The organism is Streptomyces flavofungini, from assembly GCF_030388665.1.
Classification (GTDB): domain Bacteria; phylum Actinomycetota; class Actinomycetes; order Streptomycetales; family Streptomycetaceae; genus Streptomyces; species Streptomyces flavofungini_A.
Genome location: NZ_CP128846.1, coordinates 8,771,796 through 8,793,458, shown reverse-complemented (window position 1 = coordinate 8,793,458; position 21,663 = coordinate 8,771,796). Strand labels below are relative to the sequence as shown.

General features: G+C 73.7%; 18 protein-coding genes and 1 pseudogene. 10 read left to right on the top strand and 9 right to left on the bottom strand.

What is annotated here, in order from left to right; translation table 11 throughout:
* Nucleotides 1-100: 100 nt before the first annotated feature.
* Nucleotides 101-490: a hypothetical protein gene (locus QUY26_RS38140; protein ID WP_289954948.1), complete on the bottom strand. Its 390-nt coding sequence runs from the start codon at nt 488-490 to the stop codon at nt 101-103.
* Nucleotides 491-692: 202 nt separating this feature from the next.
* Nucleotides 693-1,370 carry an adenosylcobinamide amidohydrolase gene (locus QUY26_RS38135; RefSeq protein WP_436840554.1) on the bottom strand — a complete coding sequence of 226 codons (678 nt, stop codon included), beginning with the start codon at nt 1,368-1,370 and terminating at the stop codon, nt 693-695.
* A gap of 262 nt (nt 1,371-1,632) precedes the next feature.
* Here QUY26_RS38135 and QUY26_RS38130 point away from each other — a divergent pair, with 262 nt between their 5' ends.
* Together QUY26_RS38130 and QUY26_RS38125 are read left to right on the top strand one after the other, a co-directional pair.
* Nucleotides 1,633-3,006 (top strand): cryptochrome/photolyase family protein, encoded by a 1,374-nt coding sequence (locus QUY26_RS38130; RefSeq protein WP_289954943.1) that lies wholly within the window; start codon nt 1,633-1,635, stop codon nt 3,004-3,006.
* A gap of 68 nt (nt 3,007-3,074) precedes the next feature.
* The gene (locus QUY26_RS38125; RefSeq protein WP_289954942.1) at nt 3,075-4,322 is read left to right on the top strand and encodes an SLC13 family permease; all 1,248 of its coding nucleotides are present in this window, start codon (nt 3,075-3,077) and stop codon (nt 4,320-4,322) included.
* A 63-nt stretch (nt 4,323-4,385) separates the two neighbouring features.
* Here the strand turns inward: QUY26_RS38125 and QUY26_RS38120 are convergent, their stop codons facing one another.
* The gene (locus QUY26_RS38120) at nt 4,386-4,748 is read right to left on the bottom strand and encodes a MerR family transcriptional regulator (protein ID WP_289954939.1); all 363 of its coding nucleotides are present in this window, start codon (nt 4,746-4,748) and stop codon (nt 4,386-4,388) included.
* Between the two features lie 179 nt (nt 4,749-4,927).
* Between QUY26_RS38120 and QUY26_RS38115 the strand changes: the two genes are divergently transcribed.
* Both QUY26_RS38115 and QUY26_RS38110 read left to right on the top strand, forming a co-directional pair.
* Nucleotides 4,928-5,998 (top strand): alkene reductase, encoded by a 1,071-nt coding sequence (locus tag QUY26_RS38115; RefSeq protein ID WP_289954937.1) that lies wholly within the window; start codon nt 4,928-4,930, stop codon nt 5,996-5,998.
* Nucleotides 5,999-6,016: 18 nt separating this feature from the next.
* A pseudogene (locus QUY26_RS38110) lies at nt 6,017-6,304 on the top strand (hypothetical protein); the annotation flags it as partial.
* Nucleotides 6,305-6,518: 214 nt separating this feature from the next.
* Here the strand turns inward: QUY26_RS38110 and QUY26_RS38105 are convergent.
* Nucleotides 6,519-7,130 carry a dihydrofolate reductase family protein gene (locus QUY26_RS38105; RefSeq protein ID WP_289954935.1) on the bottom strand — a complete coding sequence of 204 codons (612 nt, stop codon included), beginning with the start codon at nt 7,128-7,130 and terminating at the stop codon, nt 6,519-6,521.
* An 875-nt stretch (nt 7,131-8,005) separates the two neighbouring features.
* On the opposite strand from QUY26_RS38105, the gene QUY26_RS38100 reads away from it, so the two are divergent.
* Together QUY26_RS38100 and QUY26_RS38095 are read left to right on the top strand one after the other, a co-directional pair.
* Nucleotides 8,006-8,761, top strand: a complete 756-nt coding sequence (locus QUY26_RS38100) for a nucleotidyltransferase domain-containing protein (protein WP_289954933.1) — start codon at nt 8,006-8,008, stop codon at nt 8,759-8,761.
* A gap of 122 nt (nt 8,762-8,883) precedes the next feature.
* Nucleotides 8,884-9,651 (top strand): nucleotidyltransferase domain-containing protein, encoded by a 768-nt coding sequence (locus tag QUY26_RS38095; protein WP_289954931.1) that lies wholly within the window; start codon nt 8,884-8,886, stop codon nt 9,649-9,651.
* A gap of 137 nt (nt 9,652-9,788) precedes the next feature.
* On the opposite strand, the gene QUY26_RS38090 is transcribed toward QUY26_RS38095, so the two are convergent.
* The 3 genes from QUY26_RS38090 to QUY26_RS38080 all read right to left on the bottom strand — a co-directional run bounded on the left by QUY26_RS38090 (nt 9,789) and on the right by QUY26_RS38080 (nt 14,480).
* A complete protein-coding gene (locus tag QUY26_RS38090; RefSeq protein WP_289954929.1) occupies nt 9,789-12,044 on the bottom strand; it encodes an MGH1-like glycoside hydrolase domain-containing protein in 2,256 nt (751 codons plus the stop codon).
* A 178-nt stretch (nt 12,045-12,222) separates the two neighbouring features.
* Nucleotides 12,223-12,960 carry a S1 family peptidase gene (locus QUY26_RS38085; protein WP_289954926.1) on the bottom strand — a complete coding sequence of 246 codons (738 nt, stop codon included), beginning with the start codon at nt 12,958-12,960 and terminating at the stop codon, nt 12,223-12,225.
* Between the two features lie 557 nt (nt 12,961-13,517).
* Nucleotides 13,518-14,480: an alpha/beta hydrolase gene (locus QUY26_RS38080; protein ID WP_289954924.1), complete on the bottom strand. Its 963-nt coding sequence runs from the start codon at nt 14,478-14,480 to the stop codon at nt 13,518-13,520.
* A gap of 129 nt (nt 14,481-14,609) precedes the next feature.
* Between QUY26_RS38080 and QUY26_RS38075 the strand changes: the two genes are divergently transcribed.
* Nucleotides 14,610-15,191 (top strand): TetR/AcrR family transcriptional regulator, encoded by a 582-nt coding sequence (locus QUY26_RS38075; protein WP_289954922.1) that lies wholly within the window; start codon nt 14,610-14,612, stop codon nt 15,189-15,191.
* A 120-nt stretch (nt 15,192-15,311) separates the two neighbouring features.
* On the opposite strand, the gene QUY26_RS38070 is transcribed toward QUY26_RS38075, so the two are convergent.
* Nucleotides 15,312-16,769: an FG-GAP and VCBS repeat-containing protein gene (locus tag QUY26_RS38070; protein ID WP_289954920.1), complete on the bottom strand. Its 1,458-nt coding sequence runs from the start codon at nt 16,767-16,769 to the stop codon at nt 15,312-15,314.
* Nucleotides 16,770-17,098: 329 nt separating this feature from the next.
* On the opposite strand from QUY26_RS38070, the gene QUY26_RS38065 reads away from it, so the two are divergent.
* From QUY26_RS38065 to QUY26_RS38055, 3 genes are all read left to right on the top strand, one after another.
* A complete protein-coding gene (locus QUY26_RS38065) occupies nt 17,099-19,000 on the top strand; it encodes a protein-arginine deiminase family protein (protein ID WP_289954917.1) in 1,902 nt (633 codons plus the stop codon).
* Nucleotides 19,001-19,130: 130 nt separating this feature from the next.
* Entirely contained in the window at nt 19,131-19,781 is a 651-nt protein-coding gene (locus tag QUY26_RS38060) for a hypothetical protein (RefSeq protein ID WP_289954915.1), read from the top strand.
* 76 nt (nt 19,782-19,857) lie between these two features.
* On the top strand, nt 19,858-20,028 hold the full coding sequence (locus QUY26_RS38055; protein WP_125262918.1) for a hydrophobic protein: 171 nt from the start codon (nt 19,858-19,860) through the stop codon (nt 20,026-20,028).
* Here QUY26_RS38055 and QUY26_RS38050 read toward each other — a convergent pair.
* Nucleotides 19,973-21,607: a helix-turn-helix domain-containing protein gene (locus tag QUY26_RS38050; protein ID WP_289954908.1), complete on the bottom strand. Its 1,635-nt coding sequence runs from the start codon at nt 21,605-21,607 to the stop codon at nt 19,973-19,975. The genes QUY26_RS38055 and QUY26_RS38050 overlap by 56 nt on opposite strands.
* Between the last annotated feature and the right edge of the window lie 56 nt (nt 21,608-21,663).

Sequence of the window (21,663 nt, the reverse complement as noted above, 5' to 3'; positions counted from 1 at the left end):
CACCAGAAAACCCCCACCTCGTGGGCCAGTTCCACTCCATTCGAGCCATTCGAGCCACCGATACCAGCCCCTCCGGGCGCCCGGTCCGGAAGCGGCCGGGTCAGGGCCGCTCGTGGCGCCGTCCTTCGGCCCGTCCGGCGGGTCCTGCGCCACGTGCCGCCCGATAGCGGGTGATGAGCGCGGTCAGCTGCGGGTTGAAGCCCTCGGCGGCCTCCAGGGCGGCGTCCGGCAGCGGGTCGTCGGCTGCGTAGCCGAGGGCGGGCTTTCCGTCGAGGTGTCCGCAGAGCGCGTCGAGGTGGTCGAGGAGGGCCGCGTCCCTGGCCTGCTCGGGCGTGAGGGAACGCAGCCACGCGAAGCGCTCGGCCGGCGCGTCGGGGCGGGGCGGCAGTTCCCGGCGCAGCCCTTCGGCGCGCGCGGACAGGGTGTTCCACACCGGCAGTCGCAGGGCCGCGACCAGGTCGCCGGGTGCGGCGCGCGTGGTGGTGGTCATGCCTCCACGTTCGCAGGGGGCACTGACATCGGTGCGGTGCCGGGTCGGCGATTCGGCCGGGTCAGCCGTCCGGGACCGCGCGTTGCGGCAGGTGGGGCAGCCGGGGGGCAGGCCTTGGGCCCGGGTGGACGCGGGCGCCGCGACGTGCGGCGAGCGTACGTGCCGGGCGTCCGGGCGCGGGCGGGGGTGCGCAGTCAGGCCCTCAGGGCCCGGCGGGCGCGGCCGGTGGGCGGCTCGCCGTGAGCACGGCGCGGTGGACGGCCCGGGCGAGGCGGGCGCCCCACAGGGACCTCGGCCCGGCGAAGGCGTGCACCTCGTCCCCGGCGCGTGGGACGCGGGCGGCTACGCACACCGCGTCCGTGGGGGTGCCCGAGCAGTCGTGGGAGGCGTCCAGGAGCGCCTGCACCTTGGCCTCCGTGGCGGTGGCGACGGCGTTCACCAGGGCGGCGTCGGTGAGGGCGACCGGTAGCGCGACGACGATGTTGATCGTGCCGGGCCGTGCCGGGTGCAGGGACCCCTCGTCCGGGGCCGCCGCCCAGCCGCGCACCCTGACGCCCGCGGTCACGACGGCCTCCGCGCCGCCGTCGTCGGCGTGTGCGTACGCGGAGACGTCGGCGGCGGTCATCAGGCCGACGCCGGGCCCGTCCGCTCCCGCCGCGCGGGCGAGTTCCGCCAGGTGCCGTTCCGGGTCGGTGCGCCGATAGCCGTGCGAGACCTGTGCGTTGAGCACCCAGGAGCGCTCTCCGATGCCACCGCCCAGGACAGCGCTGCTGACCATCCGCCAGCCCGGCCCCGCACGCCACAGCAGGGCCCGCAGCCGCTCGCCGCCCTCATCCCTCGTACACGTCTCCGGAGACACCACGCCCCCGTGCGGGGACAGCCGGACGCCCTTCGGGGGCGAAAGGACCGTCTCCGGAGACGGCGGGCCGGATCGCGAGGGGCTCGGTATGGCGGAGGGCACGGGCAGGGACCTTTACGGAGAGACTGAGCGGCAGGTGATCGTACGTCGTCACCGTCGGCTGCCGCGCCCCCGCCCCGACGTAGCGCAACCTCACTCGAAGTACCGCGGCCCCCCGACGTACCGCAACCTCACCCGAAGTGCCGCGGCCCCCGCCCGAAGTACCGCACCCAGGAGTAGCGCCATGAACGTGTCGATCGTCCTGTTCACGTCCGACCTGCGGCTGCACGACCATCCCCCGCTGCGTGCCGCGCTGAACGAGGCGGCCGACATCGTGCCGCTCTTCGTCCGGGACGACCGCGTCGACGCCGCGGGGTTCGCCGCGCCCAACCGCCTCGCCTTTCTCGCCGACTGCCTGACGGCGCTGGACGAGTCCCTGCGCGAGCGCGGCGGGCGGCTCGTCGTGCGGTCCGGGGACGTCGTGGACCAGGTGACGGCGGTGATCGCGGCGACGGGTGCCGGGTCCGTGCACATGGCGGCGGGGACCAGCGGCTTCGCGCAGGCCAGGGAGCGGCGGCTGCGGGCCGCCCTCGCGGAGCGCGGCTGCGCGCTGCACGTCCACGACTGCGTGGTCACGGCCGTCGCGCCGGGCGCGGTGACCCCGGCGGGCAACGACCACTTCGCCGTGTTCACGCCGTACTTCAGGCGCTGGTCGCAGCACGGCCTGCGGGACGTCGTCGCCGCCCCGCGCGCCGTCCGTGTTCCGTCCGGCCTCGTGTCGGACCGGGTGCCGGCGCGCGCCGACGTACAGGACGTGTCGCCCGGGGTGCCGCCCGGCGGCGAGGCGGAGGCGCGGGCCGTGCTGGCGGCGTGGCTGCGTTCGGGGATCGCGGGCTACGCCGACGGCCACGACGATCTGGCGGGCGACCTGACCTCCCGGCTCTCCCCGCATCTGCACTTCGGCACGCTCTCGCCGGTGGAACTCGTCCACCGCGCGGGCGGGAAGGACGGGCCGGGCCCGGACGCGTTCGTGCGCCAGTTGTGCTGGCGGGACTTCCACCACCAGGTGCTCGCGGCCCGGCCGCGCGTGGCGTCGGCCGACTACCGGGACCGGCACGACCGCTGGCGCGACGAGGACGAGGCGGCCGACGACATCGAGGCGTGGCGGCGGGGGCGCACCGGGTTCCCGGTCGTGGACGCCGCGATGCGGCAGCTCGCGCACGAAGGGTGGATGCACAACCGCGGCCGGCTGATCGTCGCGAGCTTCCTGACGAAGACGCTGTACGTGGACTGGCGCGTCGGCGCCCGGCACTTCCTGCGCCACCTGGTGGACGGCGACATCGCCGCGAACCAGCTGAACTGGCAGTGGACGGCGGGCACCGGCAACGACATGCGCCCGAACCGCGTCCTCAACCCCGTGCTGCAGGGCAAGCGCCACGACCCGGACGGGACGTACGTACGCCGCTGGGTACCCGAACTGGCGGAATTGGACGGCGCCGCGGCGCACGAGCCGTGGCGGCTGGAGGGGCTCGACCGCGCCCGCTTCGACTACCCCGAGCCGATCGTCGATCTCGCGGAGGGCCTGGCGCGGTTCCGCGAGGCCCGGGGCCGCGACTGAACCAATTGCTCCGCTTGTTCCGGGGGTGGCGTCCGGGCCCGGGCGGGGCACCGTGAATGATCGAGGTCATGCTCCTCGAGTCTCTGTCCGTCGGCGCCCTGATCGTCGTCCTGGTGTGCGCCGTCATCCGTCCCTTCGGGCGGCCGGAGGCGGTGTTCGCCGTGCCCGCTGCCGCCCTCGTCATCGTCACGGGAGCGATCCCGCTGGACGACGTGCGCGACGAGGCGGCCCGGCTCGGTCCGGTGATCGGTTTCCTCGCGGCCGTCCTGGTACTCGCGAAGCTCTGCGACGACGAGGGTCTCTTCCGGGCCTGCGGCACCTGGACGGCCCGCTGGGCCCGGCACCGGCCGCGACGGCTGCTGGGCTCGGTCTTCGCGCTCGCGTCGGTCGTGACCGCCGCCCTGAGCCTGGACGCCACGGTGGTCCTGCTCACCCCGGTGGTGTTCGCCACGGCGACGCGCATGGGCACGTCGCCCAGGCCGCACGCCTACGCCTGCGCCCACCTGTCGAACACAGCGTCGCTGCTGCTGCCGGTGTCGAACCTGACGAACCTGCTCGCGTTCACCGCGACGGGGCTGACGTTCACCCGCTTCGCGCTCCTGATGCTGCTGCCGTGGCTGGCCGCGATCGCCGTCGAGTACCTCGTGTTCCGCCGCTACTTCGCGGCCGACCTCGACGCGCCCACCGCCGACGACGGGGCCGAGGAACGCCCGGAGGTGCCGCTGTTCGCGCTGGTGACCGTCGCCGCGACGCTCGCCGGGTTCGCGGTGGCCTCCGCGGTCGACGTCGACCCGGCCTGGGCCGCGGCGGCCGGCGCGACCGTCATGGCGGCCCGCGCCCTGACCCGGCGGCACACCACACCGGCGGCCATCGTCCGCTCCGCGAGCCTGCCGTTCCTGGCGTTCGTCCTGGCCCTCGGCGTCGTCGTCCGCGCCGTCATCGACAACGGCCTCGGCGACGCGCTCGGCCACGCCCTGCCCGACGGCACGTCCCTGCCCGCGCTCCTCGGCACCGCCGCGCTCGCCGCCGTCCTCGCGAACCTGATCAACAACCTGCCCGCCGTGCTCGCCCTCACCCCGCTGGCCGCCGCCTCGGGGCCAGGAGCGGTCCTCGCCGTCCTCATCGGGGTCAACATCGGCCCCAACCTCACCTACGCGGGGTCCCTGGCCACGCTGCTCTGGCGCCGCATCACCCATCAGCACGAGCACGACGTGCGACTCAAGGAGTTCACGGTCCTCGGGCTCCTGACCGTCCCCGCGGCGCTGCTCGTCGCCACGCTCGCGCTGTGGGTGTCGTTGCGGGTCATCGGCACCTGACACCGCACCGCACGCAGCGCCTGTCGAGGTCCCGGTCCCGGAGGACCCGGCGCGACCTCAGGGTCAGCAGGGGCGGCCGCGGTCCCGAGCCTCACCGGTCATGGCGATCGCCGCGTCGAGGCGGTCCCGGGTCTCCAGCATGCCGGTGATCTGCCCGTCGATACGGGCGCGTTCGGCGCGCAGCAGCTCCAGGACCTGCGGGGTCACGTCCTCGGTCTCGAAGCAGGGCAGCAGTTTCACGATGGTCTTGCTCGCGAGCCCGGCCGCGTACAACTGCTGGATCCACCGGACGCGCTCGACCGCGGCGGCCGGGTAGTGCCGCTGGCCGCTCGGGCTGCGGTCCGCGGACAGCAGGGCCTGCTCCTCGTAGTACCGCAGCGCCCGCACGCTCACCCCGGTCGCCGCCGCGAGTTCACCGATCCTCAAGAGCCCTCCTCCGATCCCGCACGCCCCACCGGCCGGGCGCCGCCGCCCGCCGTACGTGGTCCCGGCCGGACTTGGCCCCGGCCCGCCGCCGCCCACACTTGCCTCTGACGTCAACGTCAGGTTTTAGCGTAGCCGACGCACCACCCCGCACTCGCCGGTACTACGCGAAGGACACGACTGTGACCAGCCTGTTCGACAGTTTCCAGCTCGGCGGCCTGACGCTGCCCAACCGCCTCGTCATGGCACCCATGACCCGCGCCCGCGCCACCGCCGACGGCATCCCCGGCGAGCTCACGGCGACGTACTACGCGCAGCGCGCGACCGCCGGGCTCCTCGTCACCGAGGGCGTGCAGCCGAGCCTCACGGGCCAGTCCAACCCCCACACCCCTGGCCTGCACACCGACGAACAGGTCGCCGCGTGGCGGCCGGTGACCGACGCCGTCCACACCAACGGCGGCCGCGTCTTCGCCCAGCTCATGCACGCCGGGCGCGTCGGCCACCCCGACGTCGCCGGACACCACCCCGTCGCGCCGTCCGCCATCGCCCTTGAGTCGCCCCTGTTCACAGGCCCGCGCGGCCGTCGGGCCGCCCCGGTCCCGCGCGCCCTCACCACGGCTGAGGTCCGGGACGAGGTGCAGGTCTTCGCCGACGCGGCCCGGCGGGCCGTCGACGCCGGGTTCGACGGCGTCGAACTCCACGGCGCCAACGGCTATTTCATCCAGCAGTTCCTCGCCTCCAACACCAACCGCCGCACCGACGCATACGGCGGATCGATCACCGGCCGCATCCGCTTCGCCGTCGAGGCCACCGAGGCCGCCGCCGCGGCCATCGGCGCCGACCGCGTCGGCCTGCGCCTCTCCCCCGGCGGCACCGTCTGGGACATCGTCGAGGACGACGTGCCCGAGCTGTACACCGCGCTCGCCGCGGCCCTGGCCCCGCTCGGCCTCGCCTACCTGCACGTCCTCACCGGCACCGACGAGGACACCCTCGTCGAGCTGCGCAAGGCGTGGCCCGGCGCCTACATCGTCAACCCCGGCGGACAGATAGGCCCGCGGGCGGGCGACCGGGCCGCCGGCGAGCACTGGCTCGCCCAGGGCGCCGACCTCATCAGCTACGGCCGCGCCTTCCTCGCCAACCCCGACCTCGTCGAGCGCTTCCGCGCGAGCCTGCCCCTGGCCACCGCCGACCCCGACACCTGGTACCAGGGCGGCACGGCGGGCTACGCCACCTACACCAGCTACCAGCACTGATCAGCCACCGACGAGCAGGTCCCGGCGCAGGCGGCGTGTGGTCTGCCGCACCGGCCGGAGGCGGCGTTCAAGGCGATGGTGGACCAGCAAACACGTCAGCTGGCCAACCAGGCTCGGTTCGAGCAGGCGGAGCTCGGTGAGGAAGACGACGACGCGTGGTGGGACGGACCCGAGGGCAGGGACGAGCCAGGTGTTGTCGATCCGGTCAGGATCGTGCGCGGGTGGCACAAGGCGATGGAGTTCACCGACTTGATCGGGGTGCGCCACCCGCGGCTACGACGCGGGCGCCGCCCCGCACCCCGGTGAACTCAGCCCTCTCCGCCCGCGGCTTCCCCCTCCGACCGGCCGGCTGACTCCCACGGCGCTGTCCTGACCCCAGGTGGGCGGTTGGGCATCTACTGGATCGTGGGCGCAGCGAGCGGTCGGGATGACCTCCGGCGCAGGGGGGAACCATGACCGGCCGCTCTCGCCGGGAGGCGACGTAGGTCTCCTTCTCGCGCTCCCCGCAGTCGCGGCACCCTCATGGGCGGCGGTAGGTCAGGGCGACGGCGCCTGTCTCGGGGATGGTGATGGCGTGGGAAAGCCGCCATTTCGACGAGAGGCCGTCGGGCAGCAGGCGCACTCCCCGGCCGAGGGTCGTCGGGAGTACGGTCATGCAGAGTTCGTCGATCAGGTCGGCCTTGAGCAACGCCTGGATGATGCTGGCGCTGTTCAGGACGAGGATGTCGCGGCCCGGCGCTGCCTTGAGAGAGCGCACCTCGGTTTCGAGGTCGCGGGAGACTCGGGCGTTGGTCCATTCCGTCTTGTCGAGGTCGGACTGCTGCAGGGTCGTGGAGATGACCACCTTGTCGACGGTGGCGAGCCAATGGCCCAGATCGCGGGTCCGGGCCGAACTGCTCGGGTCACTGGTCAGGCCGGGCCATACGGAGGTGAACCCCTCCCAGTTGACACGACCCACGACCGCTGTGCTCACTCCGCGCCAGATCCCCTCATACATGACTTCGCTCTGCTCGCTGGTGATGTGTTCCATGGCCCAGCTCATGTCGTCCTCGGGGCCTGTACTGGTGTATCCGTCCATCGAGACGACAGCGTCGGCGATGACCTTGCGGTGCTGTTCGGTGTGCGCGGGCATGGTGGGTCCCTTCGGACGAGTGACGTTCATCCTGTAGGACCCCAGGCACCACCGGAACTCATCGGCCGGTGAGCGTTCCGGACCCGCCTCGGCAAGACGCAGCCGTTCCTGGTCTCTCTTTCGGTATCGGCGGGTCAGATGCGCGGGGCCCGCGCCCGCACGGCCATGCGACTGGGACGTGATGTCTCTGCCGGGACTCCAACTTGCACCTCTCCGTTGCCCCTTCGACCGGGGCCTGTGCGGAGTCCCGAGAACCACCGGGGGCTATCGCCTTCCCGGTGCCCCGGTGGGAGCTTCGGGGCCGGCACGCTCGGTACGTCCCAGAACTGGCCGACACACTGAACGTCACAGCACCGAGGTCGAGCACAGCTGGTGAGCCCGGTGGGAGGGGGTACCCGGGCGCGAGCGCCCCCTCACTAAGCTCGTCCCAATGGGCCTGGACATCAACGTGCTGATCGCCGACCGGTCGTGGCTCGGCGGGATGCCGCCCAGCGAACGGCTGCCACGGCTGCGGGAGGCCTGGTACGCCGACGAGACGGGCCTGTGGGACCTCGGCCCGGGCGCCGCGTGTGCGGTCGAGGGTGACTGGCAGTGGCCGCGCGGGCTCCGCCGTCCCGCACGGCGTGCCGCTCGCACGGTCACCCGACGGCGTGCGGCGCCTGGCCGGGACGTGGGAGCGGGTGCGGCCTCGGCCGGGTGGGCTGCGTGCGGCCTTCCCCCCCCCATGCCGCGAAGCCTCAGGGGGGTGGCTGGGTGCGCACCTTCGACGAGTTCACCGGCCTCCTCGAGGACTGGGGGCGCGTCCTCGCCGAAGCGGACCGGCGCGGCTGGTGCGTGGTGGGGGCTCAGTGAGCAGGCACACGATCGGAGCGTTGATGACCGACACGAACGACGACCGCTTCCTCGACACCGTCGCCGACCGGCTCGCGGCACTCCCCGGCGTGCACGCCGTCGCTCTCGGCGGCTCGCGGGCCCAGGGCACGCACACCCCGGACAGCGACTGGGACCTGGCGGTGTACTACCGGGACCGCTTCGACCCGGCCGACCTGCGGGCCGTCGGCTGGCCCGGGGAGGCCTCCGAGATCGGCGGCTGGGGCGGCGGTGTGTTCAACGGCGGCGGGTGGTTCACGGTCGACGGCCGGAGCGTCGACGTCCACTACCGCGACCTCGACGCGGTCGAGCACGAGCTCGCCGAGGCCCGACAGGGCCGGTTCCGCTGGGAACCGCTGATGTTCCACCTCGCGGGCATCCCCAGCTACCTGGTCGTCGCCGAACTCGCCCTCAACCAGGTCCTGCGCAGCACGCTCCCCCGCCCCGCGTACCCGCGAGCCCTGCGCGAGGCCGCCCCGCCGGTGTGGCGCCGGCGCGCCGCCATGACCCTCGGCCACGCCAAGTCCGCCTACGCACCGCGCGGTCAGGCCACCGAGACCGCGGGCGCCATCGCCACGGCCGCCCTGCAGTCCGCGCACGCCGTCCTCGCCGAGCGCGGCGCCTGGGTCACCAACGAGAAGCAGCTCCTGCGCCGGGCGGGCCTGCGCGGCATCGACGCGGTCGTGGCGGGGCTGCGGCCGGACGACCCCGCCGCGTCGGCGCACGCGGTCGCCGAGGCCGAGGAGCTGCTGCTCCCATGAGCGACCACGGATGAGCGACCACGGATGAGAGGTCGCGGATGAGAGGTCGCGGATGAGAGGTCGGGGATGAGCGACCACAGATGACGGGGCACGGGCGAAGGGGCACGGATGAAGGGGCACGGATGACCGAGCACGGACAGGATCAGGGCGCGTTCCGGGCGGCGGCCGCCCGGCTGGTCGCGGCGCGCCACCCGCACGCGCTGGGCGCCCTGCTCGGCGGTTCGGCCGCCCACGGCCGGGCCACGGCGAGCAGCGACCTCGACGTGGCGGTGCTCCTGCCGGACCGGGGCCACAGCGGCCGGGAGGTGGTCCGCCACGAGGGCCGCGTCGCCGAGCTGTTCCTCAACACCGTGGCGGACCTGCCGGAGTTCTTCGCCTGGGACCGGGCCCGGCGCCGCGGCACCGTGCTCTTCCTCTACGACCGGGGCGTGCCCCTGGCCGACCCGCACGGCCATGTCGCCCGCACCCGCGAACTGGCCCGGCAGGTACTGGCGTCAGGGCCCGCCCCACTCACTCCGCAGGAGCGCGAGTACGGCCGCTACGCCCTCACCTGCTATGTCGACGACCTGGTCGACCTGACCACCCCGGGCGACGTGTCCGACCGCACCGAACCGGCCGGGCGCTACGAGCAGTTGTCCGTCGCCGACCACGTCCTGCGCGAGGCGGCGCACCTGCCCACCGCCCACCACCACGCGTGGACGGGCGTCGGCAAGTGGCTTCCCCGCAGGCTCCTCGAAGCGGATCCGGTCCTGGGCGCGGCGCTCCTGCGCGGCCATCGGACCGTCGCCGAACGGGCCGACCCCGCGCCCCTCGCCGCGGCGGCGAGACAGGTGCTCGACCTGCTGGGCGGCCCGTTGCGCGAGGGATACGCGCACCGCTGGACGCCCTGAGCGGAATCCTGGCGCGGAGTCCTCACGCCGAATTCTGGCGCGAGATCCTGACTCAAAGTCCTGCCCCGGATTCCCGTCCGCCGACGCCCGCGCCAGCCCCCGCACCCGCACCCGCACCCACACCCACACCAGCGGCTTCAGCGCCGGCTCAGCATCGGCAGCAGCAGCGCCGCCGACCAGCTGAAGTTGGGCGAGTTCAGGGGCGCGCCGGTCAGGGGGTCGTAGTTCTCCATGACCGGGCCCCGGGCCGAGAGGCCGTGGGCCGCGGTCAGGAGCCGGTCCGTGAGGGCGCGGGCCGGTGCCGTGTGGCCGTAGCGCCGCAGGCCCGCCTGCGCGAAGTAGGCCTGGTCCAGCCAGACGGGGCCGCGCCAGTAGCGCTGCGGGGCGAAGTGGGGCGAGCTGCGGGCGACGGTCGGGAACGGGACGGGGGTGGCGAATTCGCGCGAGTCGGTGAGGCGGTCGCGTACGGCGGCGGCCTGTGCGCGCGACGCCGTGCCGGTCCACAGCGGGATGGCGCCCTCGATGCCCCGGCCCCGCGCGGTGAGCCGCTCACCGCCGTCGAGAGCGATGTCGTGGAACCAACCGTCCCCCGGCTCGTACATCCGCTCGCGCACCGCCCGGTGCGTGGCCTCGGCCCGGCCGCGCCAGCGCCGCTCCCCCGCGCGGTCCCCCAGCGTGCGGGCGATGGCGGCGAGGTGCTCCTGGTCGGCGGCGAGATAGGCGTTGAGGTCGACGGATTCCTGGGTGAGGGAGTAGCCGGTGACCGTGCCCGAGGCGTCGCGGTTGGTCACGACGGAGGTGCCGAGGGCGGCGTCGAAGCGCGGGGCGTTGTCCATGCCGCTCTCCCAGGCGGCGGCGAGCCTGCGCTGTTCGGCGCTGTCGTTGGCCGGGTCGACGGTCGCGCCGTACTCGGCGAGCCCGTCGTGGTCGTGGTCACGGTTGCGGTACCACCAGGCCTGGTAGGCGGCGAGCTTCGGGTACATCTCGCGCAGGAAGGCACGGTCGCCGCCGCGCCGGTAGACCTCCCGCACGGCCCAGGCGGCCAACGGGGGTTTGCTGTTGCGTTCGTTCCAGTTGCCGCCGCCGTCGGACGGGGCGTTGAAGAAGACGGCGTCGGGGATCATGCCGGCGTCCTGCGGCCGGGTCGGTGAGTCCGGCCGGACCTGGTGGTCGAACATGGCGCGGATCTGCGACTGGGCGAGCCGGGGGTCGAAGCGCGCGGTGCCGACGGCCTGCTTCCAGGTGTCCCAGGCCCAGACGCCGCCGGTGAACCACTTGTAGGAGATCGAGGGGCTGATGGCGTCGTGCCGGATCCGCCCGGCGGCGGATCGCCAGTTGGTGACGAGGGTCTGAAGCGACTTCACGGCGAGGCGCCGCCGGTCGGCGGGCACGCCGCGGGTGACGGCGGCGACGTAGCGGCGCCAACGCGCCTCCCCAGCGGTCGCGTTGGCGTCCGGGTGGGCGAGGACGCGACGTACCGAGGTGGCCTCGCGGGCCCGCTCGGCGGCAGTGAACGTGTAGCTCTCGGTCCAGTCCAGGCTGCGGGCCGCGCCGGGGGCGAGGGTCAGGGGCGCGACGAGGTCGCTGCGGTAGGTGTCGCCCGTGACGGTGGTGCGGACGGGCTCGCGATGGGTGACCTCGAAGCGCTCGGTGCCGTCGGTGAGGTAGTCCCACTTCTCGCGGACCCTGGCGAAGCCGACGGCGGCGCCGCGGGCGGTGGCGGTGAGGGCGGGCGCGTCGCGCTGGGGCGGCGCGTCGGGCCGCAGCAGGGTGCCGGTCCAGCCTGCGCCGAGCGTGCGCGGCACCCGGCCGGTGTTGTGGATCCGGGCCCGGACCAGGGCGGTCCGGTCGGTGGCGAAGCGCAGGTCCAGGGTGAGCCGCAGGCCGTCGAGGCGGTAGGTCTGGCGCAGCGCCCCGGGCAGCGAGGTCAGGCGCGGGGCGCCGCCCGCGCCGAGGTCGAGGTTCTTGCCCGCTTCGGTGAGCCGGATGCGGCTGAAGGACTTGCTCAGCCACCAGGGGTACTCCTGGGCGATGTGCAGCGGCCCGCTGAAGCCGCCGTACGAGGCCTGGTCGTCGGCGGACGGCAGCGCGTAGGCGTGCCAGGCACCGCGGTCGGCGAAGACGTTGACCGGGTTGAACTCGCCGGGCTGCGCGGCGGTCGGGACGCCTTGCAGGTCGAGGACGTTCGCGTACGAGCGGACAGGGACCGTCGCGTGCGGGTGCGTCGCCGGGGTGGCGGGCGCTGCGGAGTCCTGCCGTGCGAGGTCCTGCCGTTCCGTGTGCGCCGGTGGTGGTCCGTGGTCCGGTCGCGCCGCGTCGGCGGCGGGGGCGAGACCGAGGGCCAGGGTGGCGGCGAGGGCTGCGGCGGTCAGGGCGCGCGGGCGGGAACGCAACGTGCTGGTCTCCGAACTGTGCGGGAGGGCCGGGCGGTCGGCCGGGGCTGCGGTACCGGCGTCGCCTCCGCGCGGTGACCGCGCGGAGGCGACGGGACTGGCTTGGGTGGTGCCTGCTCAGCGTGGTGTCCGCTCAGCGTGTCGCCTGCTCACTCGAGTGAGGGAGGCGGCGGGGCGGTCAGACGCCCGCGACGCTCTGGATCCAGGAGCGGTACGCCGTCACGTTCGTGTACGCGGTCGTGGTCTGGCGGTCGCTGGTGGACGCGACGCCGACCTGGATGCCGTTGGCCATCATCGGGCCGCCCGAGTCGCCGCCCGCGGTGATGCCGTTGCCGCGCCGGGCGCAGATGGCCTGGCCCTGGTAGGCGTCGCGGCAGCCGCCGGTGACGACGACGTTGGCGACCTTCAGGAGCCGCGACTGGCAGTTGATCTCCTGGCCGCACTGCGAGGTGGCGCCCCAGCCGTACACCTGCACGGTCTGGTTGACCTGCACGGAGCCCGGGTTGCCGAGGCGCGCGTAGGTGCCCGCCACGGAGCGGTCGAGCTTGACCAGGGACAGGTCGGAGCCGGCGTGGTTGTGGACGCTGACGCCGTTGGCCGTGGTGCCGCCCGAGGTCTGGTCGAGGCTGCCGATGCGGAACGAAAGGCCGCCGCCGCTGACGCAGTGCTTCGCGGTGAGGATCCAGGTCGGGGCGATGATCGTGGCGCTGCAGGTCTGCCGGCCGTTGGAGAACAGGCGGGCCGCCCAGGGCGCGTTGCTGGCGTAGCCGCCGCCGATGATCGGCTGCGCGGAGGTGCCGGCCTTCACGGTGGGCGCGTTGGCGGACGGCGCGGTCTGGGCGGCGGCCGTGGGGGCGAGCCCCAGGACGGCGAGCGCGGTGGCCGCGAGCGCGGGGACGAGTCTGGATATTCGCATGTTCGTCTCCATTGTGTGGGGGATGAAACGTCCTGCGATAAGGACGCGACCGCATAGGTATGCGGGTGGAGCGCGCACGCGGAAGGCGGGTTTCCCCTGGCGCGTGCATGCCATGCTCGGCTGGGGTGAATGTGGCAGAGGAGTCACGGAGGACGCAAGAGGTTGACCGCCGAAATTCCATCACCACAGCGGCCCCGAGGGCGACTTGGGATCTGTTTCGCAGTTCACTGTTGCGATGTGACCTTCGATCACCCGCCCGGACGGACACGTCGCGAAGGACACCCAGAAGCCCGCGCGAAGGGCCGCGGGCCGACTGCGTGCTCTTGCGTCGGCTCGCATGCCCAAACGGAGGCATCTTGGTCTGGACCATTCTGTACGCACCTGCCACCACCCCGACAACCGCCTTTTGCGACAGGTCTTTTGCCGTTCCTCACTCGAACCCGATGGCCGGCCGGATTCCCCGGCCGGCCCTCTCGCAGGGGCGCGCCCGACCGACGGACACCGCGCCGCAGCGCGCATGCGCTACGTCGAGGCGCGCGACGCATCAAGGCTCGCCCTCATCCGGCGAGCGAGGCGCGGAGGAAGTCGAGGACCTGCGTCCGCGCGGCCTCGGCCTGCGGGACCACACCCGGCAGGCTCAGGAACGCGTGCGGGGCTTCGGGGTGTTCGGCGAGCCGCACCGGCGTCCCCTCCTTCCGCAGCCGTTCGGCGTAGCGACGCCCGTGGTCGGCCAGCGGGTCGCGGGTCGGCACCACGACGAGCGCCGGGGGCAGCCCGCCCAGGTCGTCGGCGTACAGCGGCGAGAGCGCGCGGGGGTCGGCCCCGGACGGCACGGCGAGCCGCTGGAACAGGCGCAGTTGGGGCAGGGCGAGGGTCGGGGTGTCCGCATGCTCGGCGATGGAGTCGTACTCGAACATCGTCCCGGTCACGTCGACGGCCGGGTTGACGAGCACCTGCGCCCGCAGGTCCACGTCGGCCCGCCGGGCCCGGATCGCCACCAGGGCGCTGATCAACGCGCCGCAGCTCTCACCGAAGACAGCGGTCCGTGCCGGGTCGACGCCCCAGCGCCCGGCCTCGCACACCACGTGCCGCAGCACGTCCCAGCCGTCGTCGACGGCGGCCGCGAGGGGGTGTTCGTGGTCGACGAGGCGGTGCTCCACCGAGACGACGACGGCGGGCAGCCGGGCCGCCACATGGCTGGTGACCCAGTCGCACTGCGCCGCCGTCCCCACGAACCCGCCCCCGTGCACGTGGAGCACGAGCGGCAGGCCGGCCGGCCCGGAGTCCGGGCCGTCCTCCTCCTGGACGGGCCGGTACACCCGGACCGGGAGTTCACGCCCCGGCAGCGCCACCCGCTCCCATCGGATCGTGGCACCGGGGTCCGGCTCCCCGAGGAACGACCGCGCGGCACTCGACGCCCGGAAGCGGTTCTCCGCCTCGCGGTAGGCGACGAGCTCCTCGGCGGTGATCGTCGACCAGTCGGGCTCCTGCGGCCGCTGCGCGGCAGTGATCTCACTCATGTTCCTTCTCCTCGCCCAGAGTTGACATGATCCGCCCAGAGTCGGTCGACACCCAGCGGTCGACACCCGGAGAGTTTCGCGACTCCAGGTATCGATACTCAAGGTAGCGAAAAGAGGTAGGGTGCGCATATGGCACCGCCCACATCCACCAGACCCCCTGGCCGCCCACGCGCCGGCGTCAACGCGGCGGTCTTCGCCGCCACGTTGAGCACGGTCCAGGAGGTCGGCTACGCCCGCGCCACCGTCGAGCGCATCGCCGGCGCGGCGGGCGTCGCGAAGTCGACGGTCTACCGGCGCTGGCCGTCCAAGGGCGCGCTGATCGTGGACTGCCTCCTGGACGCGTTCGGCCCGGTGCCGCTCAAGGGCGACAGCCGGGCCGAGGTCATGGCCTCCACGGTCCGCTGGATCGCGGCGAAGATCGGCGAACCGGGGGTGGGAGACGCGTTCGCCGGAGTGTTCAGCGACGCCGTCAGCGACCCGGCCCTTCGCGAGATCCTGTCCACGCGGTTGCAGGAGCCCTACCGTCGCACGCTCGAGGAGGCGCTCGGCGAGCCGGAGCACCGGGTCCTGTTCTTCATCGACGTCGTCGTCGGCGTCCTGCTGCACCGGATGGGCATGACCGGCGAGCCGATGGTCGACAGGGATGTCGACGCCCTGGTCGACATGGTCCTGCCGCACTTCACCGACAGCGCGAGCCGGAGCCGGGGCTGAACGAGGCCCAGGGGCCCTGCCGTTCGGCTCGTCGAAGGCGGCCCCCGGGCCTCGTGCGGGATACGCCCGGACCCGAGCGGCCCCGAGCAGATCAGAGGGATGCGAGCGGTACGGGACCGGTCAGCGGGCGAGTACGCCGAACTCGTTGCCGGGCCACGGGACATCGGCGTCCACCGGCGGCTTCACCACGCGGGTCGGCGCGGTCCCGGCGATCTTGCCGCCCTTCGTTCCGACCGACCAGACCTCCGAGGCGTTCGCCCGGACCGGGACGGTGATCTCGGGCTGCTTGTCCCCGTTCAGATCCGTGATCTTGAGCAGCCGGGGGATGCGGTAGACGCCCGCGGGACGGGGCAGTCCGGGCGCGTTGTACGCGGTGAACACGGCACCGGTGCCGGTCAGCCCCTTCTTCGAGCCCTTGAGCGCGTACAGGCCGCCCCCGCTGATGTAGCAGTGCTCGCAGGTGGCGTGCCGTTCGCCGGGAGCGCCCACGACCAGGTCGGCGTAGCCGTCCCGGTTCAGGTCGCCCGCGGCGACGTCGATGCCGAAACTGTCGCCCGCCTCCACGCCGCCCGGCACGCCGGGGCTGTCCTCGGTGAACACCTTGGCGGCGCGGTCCTCGTCCACACCGCCGGAGGAGCCGTACTGGACCTGGACGCGGCCCGCGTGGCGCTCGGAGTCGCGTACGTACGTCGAGTCGCCGACCGCGATGTCGCCGTACCCGTCCTTGTCGAAGTCGCCGATCGTGACGCTGTTGCCGCCCCGCACGGTGGCCGCGGTCCTGCGCAGCCCGGAGGCGCCGCCGAGCAGCACCCGGCCCCGCCTGCGCTCCTCACCGAGGACCACGAGGTCGTCGATGGCGCCCTTGTTGATCCGGCCCACGGCCAGCCGCTTCTGGGCGTCGGCGTAGTCGAACGAGGCGCCGACGTCCACGGTCTTGGCCGACGCGGGCGAGCCGTCCGCCTTGAACGGGCCCTTGTGCAGGCGGATCGCCATGGAGTAGCCGACGATCAGGTCGGTCTTGCCGTCCCCGGTGAAGTCGCCGGCCTTCAGGACCGAGCCGAATCCGGGTCCGGCCTCGGTGCCGGGCATCGTGCTGCCGCCCTTGAGCCCGGTGGGGCCGCCCCAGAGCAGCGTGACCTGGTCGCGGTTCTCGGAGCGGGACCCCACGGCGAGGTCCGCGTAGCCGTCGGCGTTGAAGTCGCCGTTCGCGAGCGTCCTTCCGAACGCCTGGTTCGGCTTCGCGTCGCCCGGCACGCCGGGGCTGTTCTGCGTGACGGCCTTCAGGCCGGTCTTCTGGGCGCCGTTCTTCGAGCCGTACGACACGGTGACGTAGCCCGCCTCCAGGGCCCGGGTGGTGGCGCCGTCGGCGCCGGTGACGCGCACGCCGCCGTCCGGGGCGCCGATCGCGAGGTCGTGGTACCCGTCGCCGTTGAAGTCGTCGGCGTACCGGGTGGGCGCGGGGCCCGCGGCGGCCCGGGCCTCCTGGGCGCCGGGGAGGCCCGGCAGTCCCCCGGTGAGTGTGGTGACCGTCGTGGCCGCCGCGGCGACCACGATCGCGCGACGGATGTGGCTGCGCACGTCCGTTCCCCCTTTGAGAAGTCGATGGATTGCACCCTCAAGACCCATGACGTGCGGGAACGGTTGTGTAGATCTTCACGGCACTTTCACGAACGCGCCCGGGCCCGGGCCGACGGCCGCACCGGCCGGGACGAGGGACGGGCATCGGGCCCACACCCGGAGGAGGACGGGAGACCCGCGCGCTAGCCCCATCGATGTACCGGCGGGCTCCGCACTCGGCACGATGAACGGCCCCGCGGCGCCGACCAGCATGGAATGCGGACATTCTCCGCACTGCTCTGCGGACATGCTCCGCACTGCTCGCACCCGCCGCCTCAAGGAGCCCCGTCGTGCCCAAGGCATCGAGATCACGGACGCAGCGCACCACCACGACCGTCACCGTCACCCTGCTCGCCGCCACCGCCCTGGCCGGGCCCCCGGCGGCCGCCACCGACCGCCCGCCCGGCACCGGCCGGCACGCGGACCTGCGTGCCGACGTGAACCAGGACGGCCGCGTCGACGTCACCGGCGGCTCCGACGAGCCCGGTGAGGACAGCTGGCGGCCCGGGCGCGGCGCGGTGTTCCTCGCGAACGTCGACGACGACTCGCGGCGCTGCCGCACCCGCCCCGGCGACCTGGACCGGATCGACCCGGCCGTGGACACCCGCCTCGCCGCCTGCCACGACGCGGCCGACGAGAAGGTCAACGGACCGCGCGACGCGGCCGATCTGGCGCCGCTGCGCATCATGCCCACGACCGTGGGCGACGACGCGACGGGCCACGTCACGGTGCCCGCGGCGCAACGCCCCTACGTCCGCCTCTTCGTCAGGCGCGACGGACACCTGCGCGTCCTGCGCGGCCCCCTCACCGCAGCCGAGCTGCGCGCCGGGGTCGAACTCGCCCTGGAGGGGCGCGACATCGTCCGGGACACGCGCCGCTGGAACGGCCAGGTCGACGTGACCCTCACCGTGCGCGGCCAGGGACACCGGAGCTCTGATCACGTGCGCCTGAAGGTGGCGCCCGTCCTTTTCCAGAACGACCTCCAGCGCGCCCGGAGCGTCTTCGCCGCCAAGCCGGGCCCCGGCAGCGGCGCCATCCCCGGCCCCGGAGGCCCCGGCAACGGCTACCGGCCGCGCGAGTGGAAGCCGTTCGCCTCCTCCCTGCGCCGGGCCGCGCGCGCCGCGGGGCTCGCCGACCGGGACGTGACGTTCACGGCCGGTACCCGGCAGTGGTGGCGCGACATCTGGCGCCAGGACATGGTGGAGCCGACCGTGGCGAGCGTGCCCGCGCCCGGCGGCCGGGTGCACACGATGCGCGTCCTGCTGCGCAGCCCCATGAAGTGGATGGCTCCCACCGGTGGCAAGACGACCCTCAGCCGGTCCGGACGGCTGCTGTTCCGTCACTTCCGGGGCCCGGACGTCGGCGTCGTCCAGCAGTTCACGTCCGGCCGCGAGCCGGACGGCCTGGACCTGCAGAACGCCACCGGCAACTTCGAGTCCCTGCCGCCCTCCCCGGGGTACCCGCAGGGGCGGGTCCTGTACGGCACCGATCCGCTCCGGCAGCCGGACGCGTCGTACGTGAAGATGATCGAGGCGCAGGCCCAGCAGCCCTCCCTCACCATCGACACGTCCTGGCTGCTCGTCGGCCACGTGGACGAGACGGTCCATGTGGTGCGGGCGAACAACGAGCGCGGCTGGACGCTGGCCGTCGCCGACCCGCGCCAGGCCCTCGACCTGCTGCGGCGCACCCAGCGCGCGGGCCAGGGCGGGCAGCGGATGTTCGCCTCGACGAGCATGCCCGACAAGCCGACCGTCGACGAGCTCCTGGCCGACGACACGTTCCTCGCCGACAACGCGAAGGCCGCGGGCCACATCGACGGCCAGATCCGCGTCCTGCTCAAGGAGACCGGCCTCACCGAGCGCGACCTGGTGCGCCTGCCCGTGCTCTACACCATGGCCACCGTCCACCCCGAGATCCCTGAGGGCGCGGTCGCGCTCTCCCCCAGCATCGCCAACGGCCTGTCCCTGACCAGCCGTGACTACGCCGCACCCGACCCCCACGGCCCTCGGCTCCGCGGCCGCGACCTGTTCCGCGAGGCGGCTGAGAAGGCGCTGGCCACGGGTGGGGTGCGGGTGCACTGGGTGGAGAACTTCGCCTGGGCGCACCTGGCCGGCGGGGAGGTGCACTGCGCGACGAACGCCCTGCGGGACACCTCGGGGACGGCACGCTGGTGGGCTCGGCGCACCGCATAGCCCGACATAGAGTGATCAGTCGCGGCCCGCGGCCGAGTGCGTCGCGGGCGCCGCTTCGTCGATCACCTCTCCGTGGCTCGCCGGCCCCGGGGCCGGCGAGCCACGGACCTTTGAGCCAGGAGTTGTTCCCTTGTCCCCACGTGAACAAGTGAAGCCGCAGACGTACGCCGGGTCCACGCCCCTCGGCGCGGCGGCGGTCCGGCGTGCCCGGCGGCCTTCCGCGGCCGCCGCGGTGGCCGGTGCGGCGTTCGTGGTCTGTCTCTCGGGCACCGTTCCGGGCCACGCGGCCGAGGGCGCCGGGCCGGTGGCCCGCCCGGCCGCGGCCCCCGCCAAGGCCGACACCGCGGCGACGACCGTGGTGACGGAGGGCCAGGTCAAGGAGGCGGCCCCGGGCGGAACGCTCCTGTACCCCAGCGTCACCAGCTGTCTGACCGTCACCGTCCAGCTCCGCTCGGGCGGCGCGGTCGGCGCGCACGCGAGCCTGTTCCACGTCCCGGGCGAGCTGCGCTCGGACCGGATCCTGGACCGGGTCAGGTCCCTGGTGGCCGGGCGCGAGGTGGCGTCGGTGGAGGTCAGGGGCGCTGTCGGGGCCTGGCATCCGACGTACTTCACCAAGGCGATCGAGAGCTACGGCGAGGGCGAGGAGGTCCCCGTGCCCGCGGGCCGGGACTTCGCCGGGCTGGCGGCGGCGATCGCGCGGGGGCTCGGCGTGCCGACGGACGCGGTGACGGTCACGGACGTACCCGACGGCGATCAGGTCGCCGAGGTGCGGCGGTACTGATCCGCGTCTGACCGGCCTTCACCTCGCGCATGGCACCCCTGAAAAGGGGCACTCGGTGTGGCGGAGGTGCAAAGACATGGTTCCTTTGTTGCTGGTTCTGCTGATCGCGCTCGTGCTGTTCGGCGCGGGCTTCGCCCTCAAGTTCCTGTGGTTGGTGGCGGCCGTCGTCCTCGTGGCGTGGCTGCTCGGCTTCATCGTCCGTCCGGCAGGGGTGGGTGGGCGCAGGGGTCGCTGGTACCGCTGGTGACCGCCGGGGATCCGACGGTGTAGGTGTCCTTGACCTTCACCTCGGTCACCCCGCGCCCCTCGGGGAACACGGCTCGCCAGTCGCCGATGACGTGCAGCTCGTCCGTACCCATGGCGCGCACGACGGCGAGACCCTCGGAGTGCGCCTTGTACGCCTTCGTCCAGAGGTTGGCGAACGCCTGGGAGCGGATGAGGTGCATCCAGTCGGGGCGGTACAGCTCACGGTTGTAGTTCGACTCACCCATCGTCGAGACGAACTTCGAGTACATCGCCTTGACGTACTCCACCGTCACCTCGTCCTCCGCGGCGATCGCCGCGTCCCGGGCGTCCTTCAGGGCGACTCGGAACTTCTCCAGGAGGTTCTCGGTGGCGCCGGACGTGAACGACTCGTGGATCTCCGGCGGGTCGCACAGCCCGTACTTCGGTCCCGAGAGGCGAAGGAGCAGCCGGAGGGTGGGTTCGGTGACCCACAGGGGGCCCGGCTCGTCGCGATTGCCCAGCGGGTTGGGGAGGACGTCGTCGTGGTGCCAGTCGGGCGGGGTGATGAGGTGGACGCCCGCGCGGCGGCGGTCGTGGTCGAAGCCGGTGGAGTGTTCCAGCTGGCCGATCGGCAGATGGGTCTTGAGGGCGGAGAGATAGGCGCCGTTGATGTCGAGCGCGGTCACCTCGTGGGCGCCGGGCGGCAGTTCGCCGCGGGTCCACTTGGGGCGGCCCTCCCAGATCCGGTCGGCGCCGCGCGCCGTCTGCTTGCGCAGGATGTCGGGGACCCAGGGATGGGCGACCACGTCGTAGCGGGCGCCCTTGCGGGTCTCGTCGAGCAGTGCCATCGCATCCGGGATCGCCCGCTTCACCAGCGCCGCCGTGGCCGCCTCCACGTCGCCGGAAGCCGCGGCGAGCGCTGCGGCGACCGCGTCACCGATCAGATCGGGCACGTCGGACGCGGCTTGCGCGCGCCGCCCCACGGGGACGACCTTCATGCCCCGGCCGGGGCTGCGCACGACCCGTTGCGCGGCGGAGGCGGGCCGCGGCGCGGGGGCACGGGACTCCGGTTCCCGGGCCGGGGGCTGGGCCGCGGCGGCCGGAGGCTCGGGGGCCGGCGCGGCGCACTCGGCGGGGTCCAGATGCTGCGGATAGCCCTCCACCTGATGCCGGGCGGGCCGACCGCACAGCACGCAGGGGCGGGGCTCGGCGAGTTCGCCCTGGTCGTCGTCGGTGGCTGCGGGACCGGCGGACGCGGTCGGTACCGGGGCCGCTTCCGGCGCGGCCGGTTCCGGGGCCGCCGGTGGGGAGCCGGGCCCGGCCTGGCCGTCCGGGACACTGCCCCGCTCCGCCACCCGCCGACCGTGCCGCTCCTCGGCCTGCCGGAGGAAGTACACGTACCGGCCGCGCAGTTCCCCGCTGGGATCGCGCCCCGCCTCCCACGCGGCGAGCGTCGACGAGCCGACCCCCATGGCGCGGGCGACCTGCGCCCGTGAGAGGCCGAGCTCTTCGCGCAGCAGCCGGCGCCGCTCGGCGGGGGGCAGCGGGGTGGCGTCGGGCGCGCCCGCCAGCAGCGCGTCGATCGCCTCGAATTCACTCACGGCGCTTCTCCTGGATGGGCGGAGCTGTCGGCTGGACGGGCGGAGCCGTCAGCAGC